The sequence below is a fragment of the Paenibacillus lycopersici genome, assembly GCF_010119935.1.
In the GTDB taxonomy this organism is placed as follows: domain Bacteria; phylum Bacillota; class Bacilli; order Paenibacillales; family Paenibacillaceae; genus Paenibacillus_Z; species Paenibacillus_Z lycopersici.
The window spans coordinates 4,306,890-4,325,346 of record NZ_CP048209.1; the positions used below are offsets into that span (position 1 = coordinate 4,306,890).

Below are 18,457 nucleotides of genomic sequence, written 5' to 3' on the forward strand. Positions count from 1 at the left end.
TATTCGATTCGAGTTATTCGGGCACAAAAAAACGGCGAACGCCATATGCGCACGCCGGCTGCCTGCCGCCTACCCGTTATCGCCGATGCAAATACGGTTCCGGCCATTCTTCTTCGCTTCGTACAAAGCCATGTCCGCTTTGTTGAACAACGATTCCACGCTGATTTTGTCCTCTTCGAAGGTCCATTCCGAGATGCCGCACGACACCGTTACCGGAGGATTCGTCTGCGTCTCCACCGAACTGCGGATTCGTTCGGCGATGCGAAGCGCTTGTGCCGTTCGGATCCGCGGCAAGTAGACGGCCAGTTCTTCTCCGCCCCAGCGCGCCGCGATATCGGTATCGCGAATGCAGCTGCGGATGGCGTCGCTGACGAGAACCAGGATGCTGTCGCCGACCAGATGGCCGTACGTATCGTTGACGCGTTTGAAATGATCGATGTCGACAAGCACGAGCGAGCCGCAGCGGTCCTTGCGCTGACGAAGCTGAATCTGTTCGTTCAAGAAGTGCCGCGCGTGGAGGCCCGTTAAATTATCCGTAATGACCATGCGCCTCACTTCCGCATGGAGGGAGGCATTGGCTACCGCAAGTCCGATGTGCGTCGACAGCACTTGAAGGAGCTTGTAGTTCTCGTACGAGAAGAAGTTCGGCGTCAGATGCGAGACCATGATGACCCCGACGACTTCCGCCCCTGCCATGACCGGCGCGGCAATCAGCGACCTGGAGCCGGTAGCGTCCATCAGCTTGGAGTCGACGATCCGCGTAGACCAGTAATCGGAGACGATCAGCGGTTCCCGGGTCCTGACCACGACCCCGCTAAACCCGTTGTCGGTGGAGTAGATCGCATTCGCTTCCATCGGAATGTTGCTCGCCACGATCCGGAAGCGGTTATCTTCGATGCTGAGCTGCATCATGTGGCAGTAATCCGCTTTGAAAATTTGGAGCAGCTCGGTCAAGACGAAGTCGAACACTTCGTTCAGCCGCAGGGATTGGTTCAGCCGCTTCGTCAATTCGTTAATGAGCTGAAGCTCGCTGATCAGCAGATTGGACTGCTCGTACAGCTTGGCATTCTCGAAAGCGGAACCGGCCGTGTCGACGAGCATGAGCATCGAACGCTGCTCGAACTCGTCCCACTGCTGCTGCTTGCTCAAGCTGAGCACGCCGTACACGGCTTGTTTGCCCCGCATCGGAATGGCCAGCCTGATCCCGCCCCCTTCCTCCTCGGCGGAAACCGGCCTGCCCGTCAGGAACGCTTCCGCGTTCAGGTCGTCGTTCGTATGGCGCAGCAGGAGCGGCTTCACGCGATTGTCGGCATACAAGAAATCCTGCGACAGATACAGGTTGATATCGGCGCCGGGGTACATCCCTTCGACGTCGTCAAGCAGCACATGAAGCACCGAGTAGACGTCGTTCTGGTCATGAAGCCGCTTCGCGGCCTGAAACAGCTTGTCGCGCCCGCGCGCTTCCTTGTCGCTGATTTGCTGTCGTTTCAATACCTGCCTGACCGTCAGCAGATCGAATGCATGGTCGTACATCTCCTGCAGCGCAAGAGCTCCGGCTTGCAATAGCGGAAGCAAGGCTGCCGTGCGGTCCGGCGCCGCCACCGTTAAGCGCGCGATGCAGTCCCCTTCCCTCGTCCTGCTGCATACAGGCGCCTGCAGAGCTTCGCCCTCTTCATGCGTTCCGCTGCCGCCGCTCCATTCGTCCAGGACGCCGCCTTCGGCGTTCAGCAGCCGGACGGGATGCTGCAGCAAGGGAGAAGATATGGTTATGGCTTGCGCGAGCCATCGGTTCCAGGTTTCTTTCATTAAAATGGTTATAAGCTTATCGTCTCCGGCATGAAATTCGCCTTGCGGTAACCAAATGTCAGGCTGCTGCGTCTCCCGAATATCGGCCGCCAAGAGCTCGACGGAATTCGATATAGACATGTCATGTGAACTCATCATACGCAGCATCATCCTCGGCTTTCCTCTACATTCCAGGTCGTCTTACATCTTCCACTATACTTGAAAACTAGCTTGATTGCACTATTAATGGTTGGAAAAAAATAGGTCTTAAGATATGTTTTCGACAACTTCTCCGCGCCATGCTCCATGGCCGGCACCCCGCACTGCCGTCCAGATGCGCGCGGCGCTTCGATATCGTGCCTGCCGCCTTTAAAATACTTGACATTGCGCTATGAGTTTATATAATATTTATAGTTGAATACATGGGAACGGTTTTGTGTCACCCTCATAGAGGCTGTCGCGATCAGGCCTGCGGCTGAACATGCCTGATAAATCCGCATTGATTGTCAATGCAGACAAGACAGTACTCGGCGAAACACCCATTTTCAAACATTCCATTTGAAGAAGGAGTTTTACGACACATGTCAAGATATACAGGTCCTAAATTCAAACTCTCCCGCCGCCTCGGCATCTCCCTGAGCGGTACTGGCAAAGAATTGAAGCGCGCATTCCCACCAGGTCAACACGGCCCGGGCCAACGCAAAAAAATGAGCGGCTACGGCATTCAATTGCAAGAGAAACAAAAGCTGCGCCACATGTACGGCGTAAACGAAAAACAATTCCGCAACCTGTTCGACAAAGCCTCGAAGCTTAAAGGTATCGCCGGCGAAAACTTCATGGTTCTGCTCGAGAGCCGTCTGGATAACCTGGTTTACCGTCTTGGCTTCTCCAACTCCCGTGCAGGCGCGCGTCAGCTCGTTTCCCACGGTCACGTTACGGTAAACGGCAAGAAAGTCGACATCGCTTCGTACACGGTTTCCACTGGCGACGTAATCGGCCTGCGCGAACGCAGCCGCGCTATGAAATCGATCAAAGAAGCGCTGGAAGGCCGCAACTTCCTGCCAAACTACCTGGAGTACAACGACGCTGCCGTTGAAGGCAAATACGTTCGTCTTCCGGAACGCGCCGAGCTTCCGCAAGAGATCGACGAGAAGCAAATCGTCGAGTTCTACAGCCGTTAATAAGCAAGAGGTCCGAAGCAATCGCTTCGGACCTTTTTTATTTCCCGATCGGCATCGGCTGGATTCGCTTATCCGGTCTCATCGCAATCATTAACGCGGCCATCTCTTCTCGACCGCGGGCAGTGCAGGGAACGGCGCATGCGGCTCCATCTGGTACCAGTACGCAACGGAAGAGACGTCGTCGGAACGCTCGAACAGCTGCACGGAGTTATGGCCGATCTGTTGAACCGTGACGCGCAGGTCCTTCTCGAACCGGATCGGGTCGAGCAGATGCCAGCGGTACATGCCGTGCATCGGCACGTTATGGCCGTACCACGGATCGATCTTGGTCGATTCCTTATAGAACTGGTAGCCCAGATACGGCGTCGAATAGGATTCCGGCACGCCCTGCTCCATATTGTTGAAGCACCATGCGCCGCCGACGTAATCCTCCGTGCCCGTGCCGCAGATGGTCGGCCATTCGTCGTCGCCGTCCATATAGAATTTGATCTCGCCTTCGCCCCACCAATAGCGCTCCAGAGCCGCCCACGCCAAATAGGTACCGATATAATGGCCCTCGCCCTTGACGTTGTCGAGGATCGTATAGTCCTTGCCCAGCTCGGTGACGGCTTCCCGGCGCCATTGCGCATGAAAATACGCCGTGTTCTCCGGCAGCTCGTCCACCAGCGCGTAATTGAACGCATAGAAGAAACCGCCGATGTCGGTGGCATGCTGGTTCACGATCGTAATCCGGGCCGATTGGCGGAACGGCATCGGAATGTAACAGTTCATGCCGCCCGTCGGCGCGACGCAGATTGGAAGCGAATTCACGTTGGTCCGGATCCCGAAGCCATTGCAGAAGAAATCGCCGAGCGGCACTTCGACCGACGGCTCCGTCTCGTCGTCCCAGAACATGCGGATGACCAGGTCGCGAAGCACGAAGTGCCCCGGATGTCCATTGCCCGTTCGATCGGTGACCGTAATCCAGAAATGCTGGATGATCCCGGTTCCCTGAATGGAAGCAAGCGTAACCTCTTCACCCGCCGTCAGCGTGATCGCCGGACGCCCTTTTCGGCCGGGGCCAAGATTGCTCGACGCTTTGCCGCCCTGCCCTTTCTCGCCGTTTGGATTTTCCGCCGTAATCGATCTTGTCCGCGCTTTCGTGACGAGCGGCGCCGATGCAAGTCCGAGTCCCAATCCGTTCTGTTGCAGCATATGCCTCACCTCATGTATCAGATATTGTGCTTGTACGAGCCTATTATATAATGAAAGATAAGAAGATCCGTTACCGTATATTGTTCAGTTATTTATCCATTATTGCTGAGGTGTTGAACGTGCAAATCGAACGGTTGTCCCCGTATATCCGGGTCGCGATGGATAGTGTGCTGGACGCTTCTTGGAGCATCGGCAAGCGCGTCATTTGGGATTACGAGCTGCTTTATCTGATGGAAGGCCAACTGCTCGTCACGGTGGAAGGGGAGACGTACGAGGGAAGCGCGGGGGATTACTTCTTCTTTAAACCGGGTCAGACGCATTCCATTCAAATTATCGGCGGGACGCGGATCCGGCAGCCGCATGTCCACTTCGACTTGACGGTCCAGCCCGACAGCCCGGAGGTCGGCGTCTCCTTCAAGCCGCTGGAGCAGATGACCGCCAAAGAACGGGGCTGGCTGCGAAGCAACGAACTGGACGCCCGGCCGTATTACATTCCTTCCCGCTTCCGGCCGGGCGACCCGCTTCCGCTCGAGCAGGCGTTATTCGAACTGATCCGCGAATTCGAGACGAAGCCTCCCTTCCACGAGCTGCGGATGAAGAGCCTCATGCTCGACATCCTGTCCCTGATCATGCGCGAGCAATACTGGGGCAGCAAGGCGCCCGGCGGCGGACAGCTGGAGCTGCTCGCCGAGATCAAAGCCTTCATCGACCACAACGCCCATCGCAGCGTGAGCCTCGAAGAGCTCGAGGTCCGGTTCCATATCAGCAAGTTTTATTTGATCCATCTGTTCAAGAACGTCTTCCAACGGACGCCGATTCAGTATCATCAGCATATCCGGCTGGAGAAGGCCAAGACGATGATCCGGTACACGTACTTGTCCTTGCAGGAAATATCGGATCAGCTCGGCTATTCGACGATCCACGCGTTCAGCCGGGCATTCAAGTCGTACGAGGGCTGCAGTCCTTCCCGCTACCGCGCGACCATGTCGGGCTGATGCTCCTTCAGCCAGCCGCGCAGCGGCACGTCGGCATCCGTAGGCGTATAATGGCCGTTGCAGTTCACGCCGTAGCCGAGCATCTGGCGGCGAATCGGACTGCTGTTCTCCCACAGGTGCGAAACGGTCATATCGTCCTTCGTGCGAATCCAGCGGTAGCCGTAGCCGTAGAACAGCACTTTGCGCGTCAGCTCCGACCAGTTCGGCGTGCCCGCATGCCAGAGGCGCCGGTCGAAGAAGACGGCCGTGCCCGGCTTGACGCGAACCGGAATGGCGCCCTCCGGCTGTCCGTGGCGGTCGGCCGGCATGTCCAGGCTGTCGTTCAAATGACTGCCCGGCACGACCCAGAAATTGCCGCGGTCGGCCTCGGATACGTCCGATAAGAAATACGCCACCTTCAGCGACAGCCTTGGCCGCGGATGGGATTCCATCTCCACGTTGACGCGCCCGCTGTCTTGATGCCAGCCGAACGTCGCGTCGTTCTTGGCCTGGCCGGACGGCGGCGTCGCAATCATATGGGCGTGATACAAGTAGATGTTCCAGCCAAGCAAGCCCCATACCTTCGGAAGCACCTTCTCGTAGTCGACAAGGTCAAGAAACAGCTCGTGATCCGGAATGAAATTTGGATAAAACAGCGCCGTCTTCGGGTCATGTCCCTCGCTGAGCTTGTTCGCGTATATCCGGTCGAACGCTTCGGTAATGCGGGCGGTCTGTTCCTCCGACAAGGCGTTCTCCAGGATTAAATAGCCGGTTTCGTTAAACGTCCTGCGCTCTTCTTCTGTTAACGCATACTGCAAGCATGATGGATTCATCGTCGATCCCCTCCATGGTAGTGTTGCGCTTCCTGTCTCTATCATAAGAGTTCATCCGCCGCGTTTCGAGTAACGATCCGGTTATCTTTTGTACGATTCAACGATTGTTATGACAACGCTCTCATTTCGCCGTTCAGTCCGCCCTTCCGTTCAGGAATGCCGTCGGCGAGCAGCCGGTCAGCTTCTTGAATACCCGATTGAAATACGCTTGATCGCAAAATCCGGTTTCTTCCGCGATCTCGCTGATCGGCATCATGCGGTCGAACATCAGCTCCTTCGCCTTGGCGATGCGGACATGGTGCAAGTATTCGATCGGCGTTAAGCCGGTCACCGACTTGAACGCATGCGAGATATGATTCGGCGTCCGTCCGGTGAACCCGGCCAAGTCGCGCAGCGTCACGGGCTCCCGGTAATGGCCGAGCAAATAATGCTTGATGTCCTCCGCCATATTGATCTTCTTGGCCGGGAGCTTCCAGCGGTCGCGTTCGTAATTGATGATGCCGAGCAGCTCCAGCAGAATCGCGTAGCACGTCGTTTCCGAGTACGGTCCCCGCATGAGCCGGTGGTGCTGGAGCAGCAGGAAACGCTGCTTGAAATATTCGAACGCGCCGATCGACGCATGGCAGGGGCGATTGTCTTCGAGTATGGGCAGCAGCGCCCGGTCATGCGCTTCCAGCGTGAAATGCGTCGCATAACGCTGATGATCCCCGGTTCCTCTGCCGCCGCGAACCGTCCCGGCCGGTATGAACAGCACGTCTCCCTTCTGCAGGCTGACCGTATCGTCATTCACCCAGTAATCGACCTTCCCTCGCGTGATGACGAGCAGGATATGGTACTGCGTGACGCTTCGCCCCATATCCCATTGCCCTTGAAACTCTTTCACGTAACAGGTATGCAGTTTGATCATTAGGCTATTCCTCCCGCTCCGCCGCGTCGTTCTTACTACTTTTCGCGATACGGTGTCGGATCTCCTTCGTGAAGAAGCTGGCATGCTGCGGCATGCCGATGCGATTGCAACGGACGGCACGCATACAGAAACCCCGCTCCGTGCGAGGAGCGGGGTTTGTAAGAACGTTATGCATGCTGCGTACGCATTGAAAAGGCGCGCGCTGTGTGCGCTGGTGCGCCGTGCGTGCTGCGTACGCTGCGTGTCCCGCGCGATGCTTAAACGATAGCCGCCAACATCAAGCGATATCGCCTTTCGCCGCAGCTTCCGCCAGAAGCGCCGATGTTTCGGCAACGGGCGACGATGCCGCGGTCACCGGCGACGATCCGTTCCGCGACGTCAGCCCGCGCACCAGGGCGTTCAGATCGATGCCCGATACGCTCTTCAGCATTTCCGGCGCCGTCGCCATCAGCGACGTGACGTAATTGCTGACGCGGGCAGCGCCTTCGCCGTGACCGGTATCGACGACGGTCAGCTTGTCGATCGCGCCGATCGGCTCGGCGACTTTGCCGGCCAGCTCCGGCAGCATCTTCACGATAATATCGAGCACGGCCGCTTCGCCGAACGATTCGAACGCGTGGGCCAGCTTCTCCTTCGCTTCCGCTTCCGCCAAGCCGCGCAGACGGATGACATCGGCTTCCGCCGTGCCTTTCGCCCGTTCGGCGTCCGCGATCGCGAGACCTTCCAGCCGCTTCTGCTCCGCGTGCGCCTTCGCTTCCGCCTCGATTTGATACTGCGCGGCGTCCGCCTCGCGCATCCGCTTCGCCTTATCGGCTTCCGCCGCCTGCTCGACCGCGTACCTGTCGGCGTCCGCCTTCTTCTTCACTTCCGCGTCGTACTGCTTCTCGCGGCGCAAAATTTCTTTGCCCTCGAGATCGATCTCGCGCTCTTTCCGCACGAGCTCGACCTGCATCTGTTCTTCGACGACGGACTGCTTGGCGCGCGCTTCCTGAATGGCGTAAGCCTGGTCGGCTTCCGCCTTGGCGGAATCCTGTTCCTTCTTGAAGGAAGCGACCTTCAATTCCTTATCCTTGGCCGCTTCCGCGATATGCGTATCGCGCAGCAGCTCGGCCTTCAAGCCTTCTTCTTCAGCGCGTGCCTTCTGAATCCGGGAATCCCGCACCGCTTCGGCTTCGGCGATGTCGGCATCGCGCTTGACGGCGGCGATGCGCGGCTTGCCGAGCGCTTCCAAGTATCCGTGCTTGTCGCGCACATCCTTGATCGTGAACGAAACGATCTGCAGCCCCATCTTCTTCAAATCCCGCGCCGCGACGCTCTGCGCTTCCTGCGCGAATTTATCGCGGTTCCGGTATACTTCCTCCACGGTCATGCCGCCGAGGATCGAGCGCAGATGGCCTTCAAGCACTTCCTGCGCCTCGCCCTTGAGCGCCTCCGTCGGTTTGCCCAGGAACTGCTCGGCGGCCGTCGCGACGTCTTCGACGGAACCGCCGATCTTGATAATGGCAACGCCGTCGCAGAATACCGGAACGCCCTGCTCGGTGAACACTTCCGGCGTCGACACGTCGAGCTTGTGGGACAGCAGCGACAAGAAGTCCGCTTTCTGAACGACCGGCAGGATGAACGCGCCGCCGCCCCGGACGATTTTGTTCTTGCGTCCCGACTCGTCGACCGCGACGTTGTGACTGCCCAGGAAGGACCCCGTGACGATCATCGCTTTATCCGGTCCGACGGTCCGGTATCTGGCCCAGAAGGCCAAGCCAAGCAGAATTAATACGCCGACGACGACCGCCGGAATGATCAAATAATCAGGCATGTAATAACTTCCCCTCTCTTTCGTGCGTCTAGAGCTCTAATTTCGATACGAGAAGCGTATGCGCTTCGATGCCGATCACGACGATGCGCGAACCGGCTGCGATCTCCGTGCCGTCGAAGCTCGCGGCAATATGGTTCGACAAGCCCACGCCGGCTTTCACCGTCACTTCGCCGAACCCGCTCGCCGGAATCGGCACGGTCACCTCGCCTCTCATGCCGGTCAGTTCTTTCATGGAGTAGCCGGTCGAATGCTCGCTCCGCTCCATGGGGCGAATGTACGCATAGTACACGCCGATCGCCGCTGCCACGGCCCCAAGCGCGGCTAACGCCGCGTTCGCCGCATGACCGAACCCGCTGTGATGCTCAAGCAGCAAGCCCGCGCCGCCAAAGACGGTCACGCCGCCGACGACGGCCGTCGGCTTCAGAACGGGCACCCCGTCCAGCGACAGGAAATCGAGCACGCCGTCGAGCGCGAGGCTGAGCCAGTCGCCCAATACGACGCTGACGAGCGCGAACAGAATGCCGGCAATCAAACAGCCGAGATAGAGTCCTTCCATGCCCTCCCTCCCATTCCTTGAATTCCATAATATTGAATCGCATCCGATATTTATTACGTCGCCGCGAAGAAGAAGTTTCGCCGCCGAAGGAAGCGATTGCTCCGAAAATGTCGAAACATGCCGTCATCGCTGCAATTGCAACGGAAGTAAGCAAGGCCAAGAAGCTTATAGTACTAGGCAATATATGCTAGCGGAGGACCACTTTCACGAACTTCCGCTTGCCGACCTGGATAATGTCGCCGTCGGCCGGCACGACGTCCGCCGTCCAATCCTCGATCCGCCGCTCGTTGATGCGCACGGCGCCCTGCTGCACGCTCCGTTTCGCTTCGCTGACGGAAGGCTGCAGGCCGAGCGCCGTAAGCAGCTTCAGAATGCGGATCCGGCCATCCTCCAGCTCCGCCGCCGGCAATGCCGCTTCCTCAATGTCGTCCGGCAGCGACCGCTTCTGGAACACGGCAATAAAATGCCGCTCGGCCGCCTCCGCCGCGGCTTCGCCGTGGTACATCCCCACGAACATGCGGGCCAAGGCCATCTTGACATCGCGCGGATGCTTGCTGCCGTCCGCGATGCCGGCGCGAAGCTGCTCCAGCTCCTCGCCGCCGACAGCCGTCGCAAGCTCGTAGTACGTCAGCATCAGCTCGTCGGGAACCGACATCGTTTTGCCGTAGATTTCGTTCGGCTCTTCGTCGATGCCGATGTAGTTGCCCAAGCTTTTGCTCATCTTGTTCACGCCGTCCAAGCCTGCGATGAGCGGCATCATGATCGCGGCCTGCGCCGCTTTGCCGTATTCCTTCTGCAGCGTGCGGCCCATCAGCACGTTGAATGTCTGGTCGGTGCCGCCGAGCTCCACGTCGGTCTCCAGGGCGACGGAATCGTAGCCCTGCATAAGCGGGTAGAAGAATTCATGAATGCTGATCGGCTGCCCGGACTGATAGCGCTTCGTAAAATCGTCCCGTTCGAGCATGCGCGCGACCGTCACTTTCGCCGCAAGCGTTACGACCTCCGCGAAGTTCATCGCGCCGAGCCAGTCGGAATTGTAGTAGACCGTCGTCTTGGCCGGGTCGAGCAGCTTGTAGATTTGCTTCTGGTACGTCTCGGCATTCCGCTTCACGTCCTCTTCGCTCAGCTGCTTGCGCGTCTCGGATTTCCCCGTCGGATCGCCGATACGGCCCGTAAAATCGCCGATGATGAGCTGTACGTCATGGCCGAGCTGCTGAAATTGCTTCAGCTTGTGGAGCACGACCGTATGCCCGATATGAATGTCCGGCGCGGACGGATCGAGCCCGAGCTTCACTTTAAGCGGCGTGCCCGTCGCCACGGCGTTCGCCACTTTTGCTTTCAAATCCTCTTCCGGCACGATCTCGGCGACACCCCGCCGAATGACCGCCATTTGCCGCTCGACTTCCTGCTGCTGCGCGGCCGTCAGCTGTTCCCATTTCACCATGCGAACCCACTCTCCCTATCAGAAAATGACAAAAAATCCTTCTCGTCTCAAGGGACGAGAAGGATTAGCTCGCGGTACCACCCTCGTTAGAGCCGCCGGGTTCCCCGCAGCATCGGGTTCATGCTGACAGGCATGCCTGCGCTTCGGCTCTCACTTCATTTCATAACGGATCTTATCCGGATGCAGACTACTGGAAGAACCGCTGCCCCAAGAACAGGCAACCGTCCGCTCGCGCGTTCGTCCGATCAGCTCAAGGCGGTAATTCAACATACGGCGCGTGCCGGTTCGCACCTGCCACCGGCTCTCTGGTATCGCGGTCCGCATCTCTACTGATGCCCATCATCGCATTGTCGATATGCAGTTGTTGCGAAGCCGGTACGGCCATGGCCGTTAACCTTGTATCAGGTTATACCACAGGGCGGCGAGAGAAGTCAACGGCTGCCCGCCGAAAGCGGGGAAATGGTCGAGGAACCGACATTTTCACGGCCCAAGCCCTCCTTCAAATGGCGATTTATGCTATAATAATGGAGTTAATCGGAGGAGGCTAATCATTCTATGGATCAAGACCGACAACAGCACGCCAAAGGTTACAGCAAATGGCGGACCTTCGGGATCGTGACGTTGATAACGTTTAAATGGCTCTTTATCTTCGGACTATTAATCGGATTATTCGCTACGGCCGCCGTTGCCGGCTACGTGGCCTCATTCGTTAAGGATGAACCCGTTCGCTCGCGGGAAGAAATGGAAGCGAAAATCAATGAGAACGCCGTCACGGGGTTCGTCTACTTCAACGATGGACAAACCCCCGTCGGTCAATTGCGCACGGAGGAAGACCGGCGCCTGATCAAGCGGGAAGATATTCCGCCGCAGGTCGTCAACGCCGTGCTCGCGACGGAAGACAACAACTTCTATAAGCACGTCGGGATCGACTTCAACGGACTCGCCCGCGCGGTCAAGCAGAAGGTGCTGAACGAGGATACGCAGACCGGCGGCAGTACGCTGACGCAGCAATTGGTGCGCCAGGTGTTCCTGACCCTGGACAAGACCGACAGCCGGAAGGTGAAGGAAATTTTCCTCTCGCTGCGGATCGAGCGCTTCTTGACCAAGGACGAAATCCTGACCGCGTATTTGAACAAAGTGCAGTTCGGCACGGGCAACACCGGCTACAACCTGTACGGTATCAAAGCGGCAGCCAAAGGCATCTTCAACATTACCGATCTGAACCAGCTGAACATCGCGCAATCCGCGTATTTGGCCGGTTTGCCGCAGCGCCCGTCAGCTTATACGGCCTTTACGAGCAAAGGCAAATTCAACCCCTCCGGCTTCAAGCTCTCCATGGACCGGCAGCGCCTCGTATTGAAACGGATGCTGGAAACGGGCCGCATCAGCCAGGAGCAATACGACGAGGCATTGACCTTCGACATCGAGAAATCGCTGGCCAAGCCGACGGAGAAAGCTTATTCGACGTTCCCGTTCCTGATGCTGGAATCCGAGCGTCAAGCGGCGGAGCTGCTCGTTCTGCACGACAATCCGGACTTGAAGCCCGAAGACGTCAAGAAGAAGGAGAACGCGCAGCTGCTCGAAGCGGCGCATCAGAATTTGCTCCGCGGCGGCTATCACATCTTCACGACGATCGATAAGAAAGTGTACAATTCGATGCACAAGGTCGGCTCGGATCCGAACAATTTCGGCGGCGACAGCAAGGAGAAAGGCCTTGAGCAGACGGGCGCCATCATGCTGGATCACAAGACCGGCGCCATTCTCGGCATGCTCGAAGGGCGCGACTTCTATACCGAGCAGTTGAACCACGCGACCCAAATGACCCGTCAGCCGGGCTCCACCATGAAGCCGATCGCCGCTTACCTGCCGGCCATCGAGAAAGGCTTGATTCAACCGGCGAGCATCATCGACGATTCGCCGATCGTCATGAAGGACGGCCAGAAGGGCTTCCATATCCCGATGAACGTGACGAACAAGTTCTACGGGCTCGTAACGGCGAGAGACGCGCTGAACCGCTCGCTGAATATTCCGGCGCTTAAAGTGTTCAACAACATCGTGACGATCCCCGAAGCGTGGAAGTTCGCGCGCAAGCTCGGCATCACGACGATTCAGCCGGAAGACGACTATGCGCAAACCGGCGTCATCGGCGGTCTGAGCATCGGGGTCTCCGTCGAGGAGCTGACCAACGCGTACGGCGCGATCGCCGACAAGGGCGTCTTCAACGATGCGTACATGATCAGCAAAATCACCGATGCGAACGGCAATATCGTCTACCAGCACGAAGACAAGCCGCTTCGCGTCTTCTCGGAGCAGACGGCCTTCCTCATGACCGATATGCTGCGGACGGTCATTTCCGAACCGCAAGGCTCCGGTCATAAAATCACGTCGTATTTCAAAAACTACGGCAAAATTCCGGTCGTCGGCAAAACCGGCTCGACTCAAAGCTACGGCGACGTATGGTTCATGGGCTTCACGCCGGACATTACGCTCGGCGTATGGGTCGGCTACGAGAAGCAGAAGAACACGCTGTCCAAGCCGGAGCGGGAACGAGCCCGCATTATCTGGTCGGATATCATGAACGAAGTGACGACCGAACGTCCGGAGCTCTTCCCGACCAAGGAGTTCACGATGCCTTCGGGCATCGCCAAGGCGACCGTATCCAGCCTGAGCGGCAAACTTCCGACCGATTTGACCCGCAGCGCGGGCAAGACGGTGACGGATTGGTTCAACACGAAGTTCCTGCCGAAGGAGCCGGACGATGCGCTGGTCAAGATGTCCGTTATCTCCTACAACGGGGTCAACTACATCCCGCAGCCGACTACCCCTGCGGACATGGTCAAGGAATTGCTCGTCGTCAAACGCGAGAAGCCGCTTGACCAGCTGATGCAGGAAATCGAAGCGGCGCAGGCGAAGCTGCCGGCCGACAGCCGCAGGCCGATGAGCGTCTACGTCCCTGCCGACGCCGGCAAGGACGCGCCTTCCATCGTCGATCCGCGCGTCGACGACGGCAGAGCGCCGAGCCCGCCTTCGAACGTGACGCTCGAGACGGTATCGACGACGAGCGCTTACCGCATTGCATTCAATCCGTCGCCGGAGAAAGACGTTATCGGCTATCGGCTGTACCGTGCCGTCAATAACGGATCGTTCGCGAATACCGGCAGTCCGGTCCTGACGGGACAAGATACGAAGTTCGTCAGCTATATCGGCAGCGGCGGCATTTACTCGTACTACGTGACCGCCGTCGACGTCGCGGGCAGAGAGTCCGCTCCGAGCCCGATCGTCTCATCCGGCGGCGGCGCGTACGAGCCGCAAGGTCCCGGAATGACATCCGACGGCGGCGCCCAGGACATTACGGGGCTTCCGCAAGATACCGGATCGCCTGCTAATGCAGGCACGACGACAATCGGAGGGAACGGTTCATCGGCCGCTCTCTCCGTTCCGGCCGCGCCAATGAACGTGTCGATCGACAGCACCGATATCGGCATTAAGCTGACTTGGGCCGACAATGCCACGGCGGAACAGGTAACCAGCTACAACGTGTACTACAGCCCGAGCCGAACCGGCAAGTACAGCAAGATCGGCTCTACGAACGAAGCGAGATTCGAATATGTATCGCCGTTAACAAGCGGCTACTTCCAAGTGAGCGCCGTGAACGAAACCGGCGAATCCCCGACTTCAAGTCCCGTCGGGCTTAAATAACAGCAAAAAAACCTTCCGATGCATCCGCTGGGATGCGTCGGAAGGTTTTTTTGGGTTGTTCCTGCCGGCTGGCTGTCAAGCCGGCCGGCTAATATAGAGCCCGTGAGGCGCCTCCGCTGAGCTCTAAGAGCTGCCACCGCTGGACGGCGCCGATTTTCGCGAAATCGTGATTCATCTTCGTGTGATTCATCTTCGCGCGATTAATCTTCGATCGTGGACAAATCGCCTGTCGGCAAATTCAGCTCCCACGCCTTCAGAACGCGGCGCATGATCTTGCCGCTGCGCGTCTTCGGCAGCTTATCCTTAAATTCGATTTCACGCGGCGCGGCGTGCGCGGAGAGGCCTTCTTTGACGAATTTCGTAATATCGGCCTTCAACTCGTCCGTAGCCGTGAAGCCCTCGCGAAGCGCCACGAACGCTTTAATGATTTCGCCGCGCATCGGATCCGGCTTCCCGATAACCCCCGCTTCGGCTACCGCCGGATGCTCGACCAGCTTGCTCTCCACTTCGAACGGGCCTACCCGCTCGCCGGCCGTATTGATGACGTCGTCGATGCGGCCTTGGAACCAGAAATAGCCGTCCTCGTCGCGATAAGCGGAGTCGCCGGAAATGTACCAGCCCGCAATGCGGAAATATTCCTCGTACTTGGCCGGATTGTTCCATACCTTGCGCATCATGGACGGCCAAGGCGTGCGAATGGCGAGGTTGCCCATTCGGTACGGCGGAAGCTCGTTGCCGCCGTCGTCGATGATCGCGGCCTGCACGCCCGGGATCGGCTTGCCCATGGAGCCCGGTTTAATGTCCATGCTCGGATAGTTGCAGATCAGCTGACCGCCCGTTTCCGTCATCCACCACGTATCGTGAATGCGCTGTTGATATACTTTCAATCCCCAGCGAACGACTTCCGGGTTCAGCGGCTCGCCGACGCTCAGCACGTGGCGAAGGCTGGACAGGTTGAATTGGCCGACGACGTCGTCGCCTGCGCCCATGAGCATACGGAACGCGGTAGGCGCGCTGTACCATACCGTTACGCCGTAGCGCTCGATCGTCTTGTACCAGTCCTGCGGACTGAAGCGTCCGCCGCGAATCACGTTCGTCGCGCCGTTCAGCCAAGGCGCGAAGATGCCGTACGACGTTCCCGTTACCCAGCCCGGGTCGGCCGTGCACCAATAAATATCGTCAGGCTGCAGATCAAGCACGACGCGGCCCGTAAAGTAGTGCTGGATCATCGCGTTCTGTACGTGGAAGATGCCTTTCGGCTTGCCTGTCGAGCCCGACGTGTAGTGAATGAGCAAGCCGTCTTCGCGGCCCAGCCATTCGATCTCGGCTTCATCGGAAGCGTTGGCCATTTCGGCTTTATAATCGATAATGCCGCCGCCCGCCTGCACATCGTCGCCCATCACGATGATATGCTTCAGTTCCGGCAATTCCTCGCGCGGAATGCGCGACAGCAGCGCCGGCGTCGTCACGATCGCGACCGCGCCGCTATCCTGCAGACGGTCTCTGACCGCCGTTTCCATGAACGCTTCGAACAGCGGTCCGACCACTGCGCCCGCCTTCAGCGAGCCAAGGAGGCTGAAATACAGCTCCGGCGTGCGCGGCATGAAGATGAAAACCCGTTCACCCTTGGCAATGCCCAGTCCGCGAAGCACGTTGGCGAACCGGTTCGACTGCTTCGCCATCTCTGCGAACGTATAAGATTCGTCTCTTGCGTTGTCGCTATAGTAGAGAGCAATTTTGTCGCCGCGCCCTGCTTCGACATGACGGTCGATTGCTTCATAGGCCATGTTCACGTTGCCCGTTTCATGCCAGGAGAAATGCTGCTCGAGTTCATCGAAACTGAATTGCGCATAGGTTTCCTCATAGCTAGCCATGTTGGAGCCGGATGCCGTCGCCGGAATCCGTTCTTGATGCAAATTACTCATAAATCATCATCCTCCTGCCCATAGTAAAACCGATTTGTCTAGTTCGGATCAACGTCCGAATACGCTTTCATATTATATCATGCTTGCCGTAATTCAGGCCATGCTTTTCATCCAACCTTTTTTTTGATATAAGTAGGGTAGTACAAGGTGAAACGGCTTTCGGCGTCCTTTCGGCAGCGGAAGGCCGTTTCATGCCGGTGAAATATAAGCTTGCCTGTGCGCCCATAACGCTTGCAGCGACTTATATTGGAGAAAGGAGCCGACTTCAATGGAACATCGCAAATGGCTGCATGCCGAAATCGTTCCTTTTCAAGGCCGGGAAATCATGATCGAAGGTCCGCTTCCCGCCGAACGGCTGGCCGGCTTGAGAATGCACCACCAATTGGACGCTTTCCGCCGTCCGCCGGAGCAGTTCAAGGCGCTTCTGGAAATCGCCGAGCTCCCCGAAGGGCGCATCATCGCGGCCCGGGACGGCGACCTTATCGTCGGCTACGTCACCTTCCACTATCCGGACGAGCTGGAGACGTGGTCGGAAGGCCATATGGACGATCTCGTCGAGCTCGGGGCCGTCGAGGTCGCGGACGACTACCGCGGACTTGGTTTGGCCAAGCGGCTCATTCTGCTCGCTTTCGAGCAAGAGCAGCTGGAGAACGTCATCGTCTATACGACGGAATATTATTGGCATTGGGATCTCGAAGGCACGGGACTGAGCGTGTGGGATTACCGCGCTATGATGGAGAATCTCATGAAGGAAGCCGGAATGATCTGGTTCGCGACGGACGACCCCGAAATATGCGCCCACCCGGCGAACTGCCTCATGGTTCGCATCGGCCGGGAGGTGCCGCTAAGCTCCATACAGCAATTCGACCGCGTCCGCTTCCGGCAGCGGTTCATGTACTAGCATCCGCGTACAGGCAAAGCTTGCGCAGAAAGGCAGTTGAGCAGCATGACGGCCAATGCCGTATATATCTATTCTCCCGATGCGGAACGTTATAAATTCAATCAGGAGCATCCCTTCAATCCGATCAGGCTGACGCTTGCCAGGCATCTGCTTGAGGCAGCGGGCGCGTTGGACCCGGCTGACATCCTGCAAGCCTCGCCCGCCGGCGAGGAGCTGCTGCAGCTCGTTCACAGGCCGGACTATCTTGAAACCGTTCGCAAGCTCAGCATGCCGCATCCCGAAGGCAGCGCCGTCGCCCAAGCCGGCAAATTCGGCCTGAGCACCGAGGATACGCCGTACTTCCCGGGCATGCACGAGGCGGCGGCCGCCATCGCCGGCGGCTCCGCCCTTGCGGCGGACGTCGTCATGCGCGGCGAAGTGCTGCATGCGTATCATATGGCCGGCGGGCTGCATCACGCCTTCCCGGACCGCGGGTCGGGCTTCTGCGTCTACAACGACGCCGCCGTCGCTATCGCGCACATCCGCAAGCAATATGGTGCCCGCGTGCTGTATATCGATACGGACGTTCATCACGGCGACGGCGTCCAATGGACGTTCTATGCCGATCCCGACGTGTGCACCTACTCGATTCACGAGACGGGCAAATATTTGTTTCCCGGCACGGGCTTCGTCACCGAACGCGGCATGGACGCCGGATTCGGAACGTCGATCAACGTCCCCATGGAGCCGTACACGGAAGACGATTCCTGGCTCGAGAGCTTCCGCTTGACCGTGGAACGCGCGGCCGCTTACTTCAAGCCCGACGTGATCGTCAGCCAGCATGGCTGCGACGCGCATGCATTCGATCCGCTCTCGCACATCCATTGCAGCATGCGCATCTATCAGGCGATGCCGGCCATCATCCATGAGCTCGCCCACGCGCATACGGGAGGCAAATGGATTGCGCTCGGGGGCGGCGGCTACGATATCTGGCGCGTCGTGCCGCGCGCCTGGTCGCTCGTCTGGCTCGCCATGACGGATCATCCGCTCGCCGAACGGTTAAACGATACGGAGGCGAATGAGCCGCTTCCCCGGTCTTGGCAGGAGCATTGGCAGTCCGAGGCCGATGAAGAGCTTCCCGCGAGCTGGCTGGACGATCTCGCGCACTGGCAGCCGATACCGCGCAGGCAAGAAATCGAAGCCCGCAACGGAGAAGTCGTATCGGTCGTACTGCAGCAAATCTAACGCAGCGTCCAACGCACGCGC

General features: G+C 58.3%; 13 protein-coding genes and 1 other annotated feature. Of the genes, 5 read left to right on the forward strand and 8 right to left on the reverse strand.

The features are described 5' to 3' along the window. Window positions 1-69: 69 nt before the first annotated feature. Complete coding sequence (locus GXP70_RS19020) at window positions 70-1,926, reverse strand: diguanylate cyclase domain-containing protein (RefSeq protein WP_225442474.1); 1,857 nt, start codon at window positions 1,924-1,926, stop codon at window positions 70-72. 440 nt (window positions 1,927-2,366) lie between these two features. On the opposite strand from GXP70_RS19020, the gene rpsD reads away from it, so the two are divergent. Then, window positions 2,367-2,966, forward strand: a complete 600-nt coding sequence (gene rpsD, locus GXP70_RS19025; RefSeq protein WP_162360553.1) for a 30S ribosomal protein S4 — start codon at window positions 2,367-2,369, stop codon at window positions 2,964-2,966. A gap of 90 nt (window positions 2,967-3,056) precedes the next feature. On the opposite strand, the gene GXP70_RS19030 is transcribed toward rpsD, so the two are convergent. Continuing rightward, window positions 3,057-4,160 carry a glycoside hydrolase family 172 protein gene (locus tag GXP70_RS19030; RefSeq protein WP_162358300.1) on the reverse strand — a complete coding sequence of 368 codons (1,104 nt, stop codon included), beginning with the start codon at window positions 4,158-4,160 and terminating at the stop codon, window positions 3,057-3,059. A gap of 50 nt (window positions 4,161-4,210) precedes the next feature. Between GXP70_RS19030 and GXP70_RS19035 the strand changes: the two genes are divergently transcribed. Then, the gene (locus GXP70_RS19035) at window positions 4,211-5,155 is read left to right on the forward strand and encodes a helix-turn-helix transcriptional regulator (RefSeq protein WP_162358301.1); all 945 of its coding nucleotides are present in this window, start codon (window positions 4,211-4,213) and stop codon (window positions 5,153-5,155) included. Here the strand turns inward: GXP70_RS19035 and GXP70_RS19040 are convergent. The 5 genes from GXP70_RS19040 to tyrS form a co-directional block, all read right to left on the reverse strand. Beyond that, on the reverse strand, window positions 5,131-5,967 hold the full coding sequence (locus GXP70_RS19040; RefSeq protein ID WP_162358302.1) for a phytanoyl-CoA dioxygenase family protein: 837 nt from the start codon (window positions 5,965-5,967) through the stop codon (window positions 5,131-5,133). The two genes, GXP70_RS19035 and GXP70_RS19040, sit on opposite strands and share 25 nt — an antisense overlap. A 133-nt stretch (window positions 5,968-6,100) precedes the next feature. Then, window positions 6,101-6,874, reverse strand: coding sequence for an AraC family transcriptional regulator (locus tag GXP70_RS19045; protein ID WP_162358303.1), 774 nt, complete (start codon window positions 6,872-6,874; stop codon window positions 6,101-6,103). A gap of 277 nt (window positions 6,875-7,151) precedes the next feature. Next, complete coding sequence (locus tag GXP70_RS19050) at window positions 7,152-8,687, reverse strand: flotillin lipid rafts scaffold protein FloT (protein WP_162358304.1); 1,536 nt, start codon at window positions 8,685-8,687, stop codon at window positions 7,152-7,154. Between the two features lie 28 nt (window positions 8,688-8,715). Continuing rightward, window positions 8,716-9,243 carry an NfeD family protein gene (locus GXP70_RS19055; RefSeq protein WP_162358305.1) on the reverse strand — a complete coding sequence of 176 codons (528 nt, stop codon included), beginning with the start codon at window positions 9,241-9,243 and terminating at the stop codon, window positions 8,716-8,718. 187 nt (window positions 9,244-9,430) lie between these two features. Continuing rightward, the gene (gene tyrS / locus GXP70_RS19060; protein WP_192043500.1) at window positions 9,431-10,684 is read right to left on the reverse strand and encodes a tyrosine--tRNA ligase; all 1,254 of its coding nucleotides are present in this window, start codon (window positions 10,682-10,684) and stop codon (window positions 9,431-9,433) included. 50 nt (window positions 10,685-10,734) lie between these two features. Beyond that, window positions 10,735-11,039: a binding site (T-box leader), on the reverse strand. Window positions 11,040-11,242: 203 nt separating this feature from the next. Here tyrS and GXP70_RS19065 point away from each other — a divergent pair. Next, the gene (locus GXP70_RS19065; protein WP_162358307.1) at window positions 11,243-14,386 is read left to right on the forward strand and encodes a transglycosylase domain-containing protein; all 3,144 of its coding nucleotides are present in this window, start codon (window positions 11,243-11,245) and stop codon (window positions 14,384-14,386) included. A 200-nt stretch (window positions 14,387-14,586) separates the two neighbouring features. Here GXP70_RS19065 and acsA read toward each other — a convergent pair whose 3' ends face one another. Further along, entirely contained in the window at window positions 14,587-16,311 is a 1,725-nt protein-coding gene (gene acsA, locus GXP70_RS19070; RefSeq protein WP_162358308.1) for an acetate--CoA ligase, read from the reverse strand. A 268-nt stretch (window positions 16,312-16,579) separates the two neighbouring features. Here acsA and GXP70_RS19075 point away from each other — a divergent pair, with 268 nt between their 5' ends. Beyond that, complete coding sequence (locus GXP70_RS19075; protein ID WP_162358309.1) at window positions 16,580-17,212, forward strand: GNAT family N-acetyltransferase; 633 nt, start codon at window positions 16,580-16,582, stop codon at window positions 17,210-17,212. 45 nt (window positions 17,213-17,257) lie between these two features. After that, window positions 17,258-18,436 carry an acetoin utilization protein AcuC gene (locus GXP70_RS19080; protein WP_162358310.1) on the forward strand — a complete coding sequence of 393 codons (1,179 nt, stop codon included), beginning with the start codon at window positions 17,258-17,260 and terminating at the stop codon, window positions 18,434-18,436. The last annotated feature ends 21 nt before the right edge of the window (window positions 18,437-18,457 follow it).

Excerpts from the sequence above, each read along its gene's own strand:
- GXP70_RS19045 (WP_162358303.1), bottom strand. The coding sequence starts at position 6,874 with ATGATCAAACTGCATACCTGTTACGTGAAAGAGTTTCAAGGGCAATGG.
- GXP70_RS19050 (WP_162358304.1), bottom strand. The coding sequence starts at position 8,687 with ATGCCTGATTATTTGATCATTCCGGCGGTCGTCGTCGGCGTATTAATT.
- GXP70_RS19080 (WP_162358310.1), top strand. The coding sequence starts at position 17,258 with ATGACGGCCAATGCCGTATATATCTATTCTCCCGATGCGGAACGTTAT.
- GXP70_RS19075 (WP_162358309.1), top strand. The coding sequence starts at position 16,580 with ATGGAACATCGCAAATGGCTGCATGCCGAAATCGTTCCTTTTCAAGGC.
- GXP70_RS19055 (WP_162358305.1), bottom strand. The coding sequence starts at position 9,243 with ATGGAAGGACTCTATCTCGGCTGTTTGATTGCCGGCATTCTGTTCGCG.
- GXP70_RS19035 (WP_162358301.1), top strand. The coding sequence starts at position 4,211 with ATGAAAGATAAGAAGATCCGTTACCGTATATTGTTCAGTTATTTATCC.
- GXP70_RS19020 (WP_225442474.1), bottom strand. The coding sequence starts at position 1,926 with ATGTCTATATCGAATTCCGTCGAGCTCTTGGCGGCCGATATTCGGGAG.
- GXP70_RS19065 (WP_162358307.1), top strand. The coding sequence starts at position 11,243 with ATGGATCAAGACCGACAACAGCACGCCAAAGGTTACAGCAAATGGCGG.
- GXP70_RS19030 (WP_162358300.1), bottom strand. The coding sequence starts at position 4,160 with ATGCTGCAACAGAACGGATTGGGACTCGGACTTGCATCGGCGCCGCTC.
- acsA (WP_162358308.1), bottom strand. The coding sequence starts at position 16,311 with ATGAGTAATTTGCATCAAGAACGGATTCCGGCGACGGCATCCGGCTCC.
- rpsD (WP_162360553.1), top strand. The coding sequence starts at position 2,367 with ATGTCAAGATATACAGGTCCTAAATTCAAACTCTCCCGCCGCCTCGGC.
- GXP70_RS19040 (WP_162358302.1), bottom strand. The coding sequence starts at position 5,967 with ATGAATCCATCATGCTTGCAGTATGCGTTAACAGAAGAAGAGCGCAGG.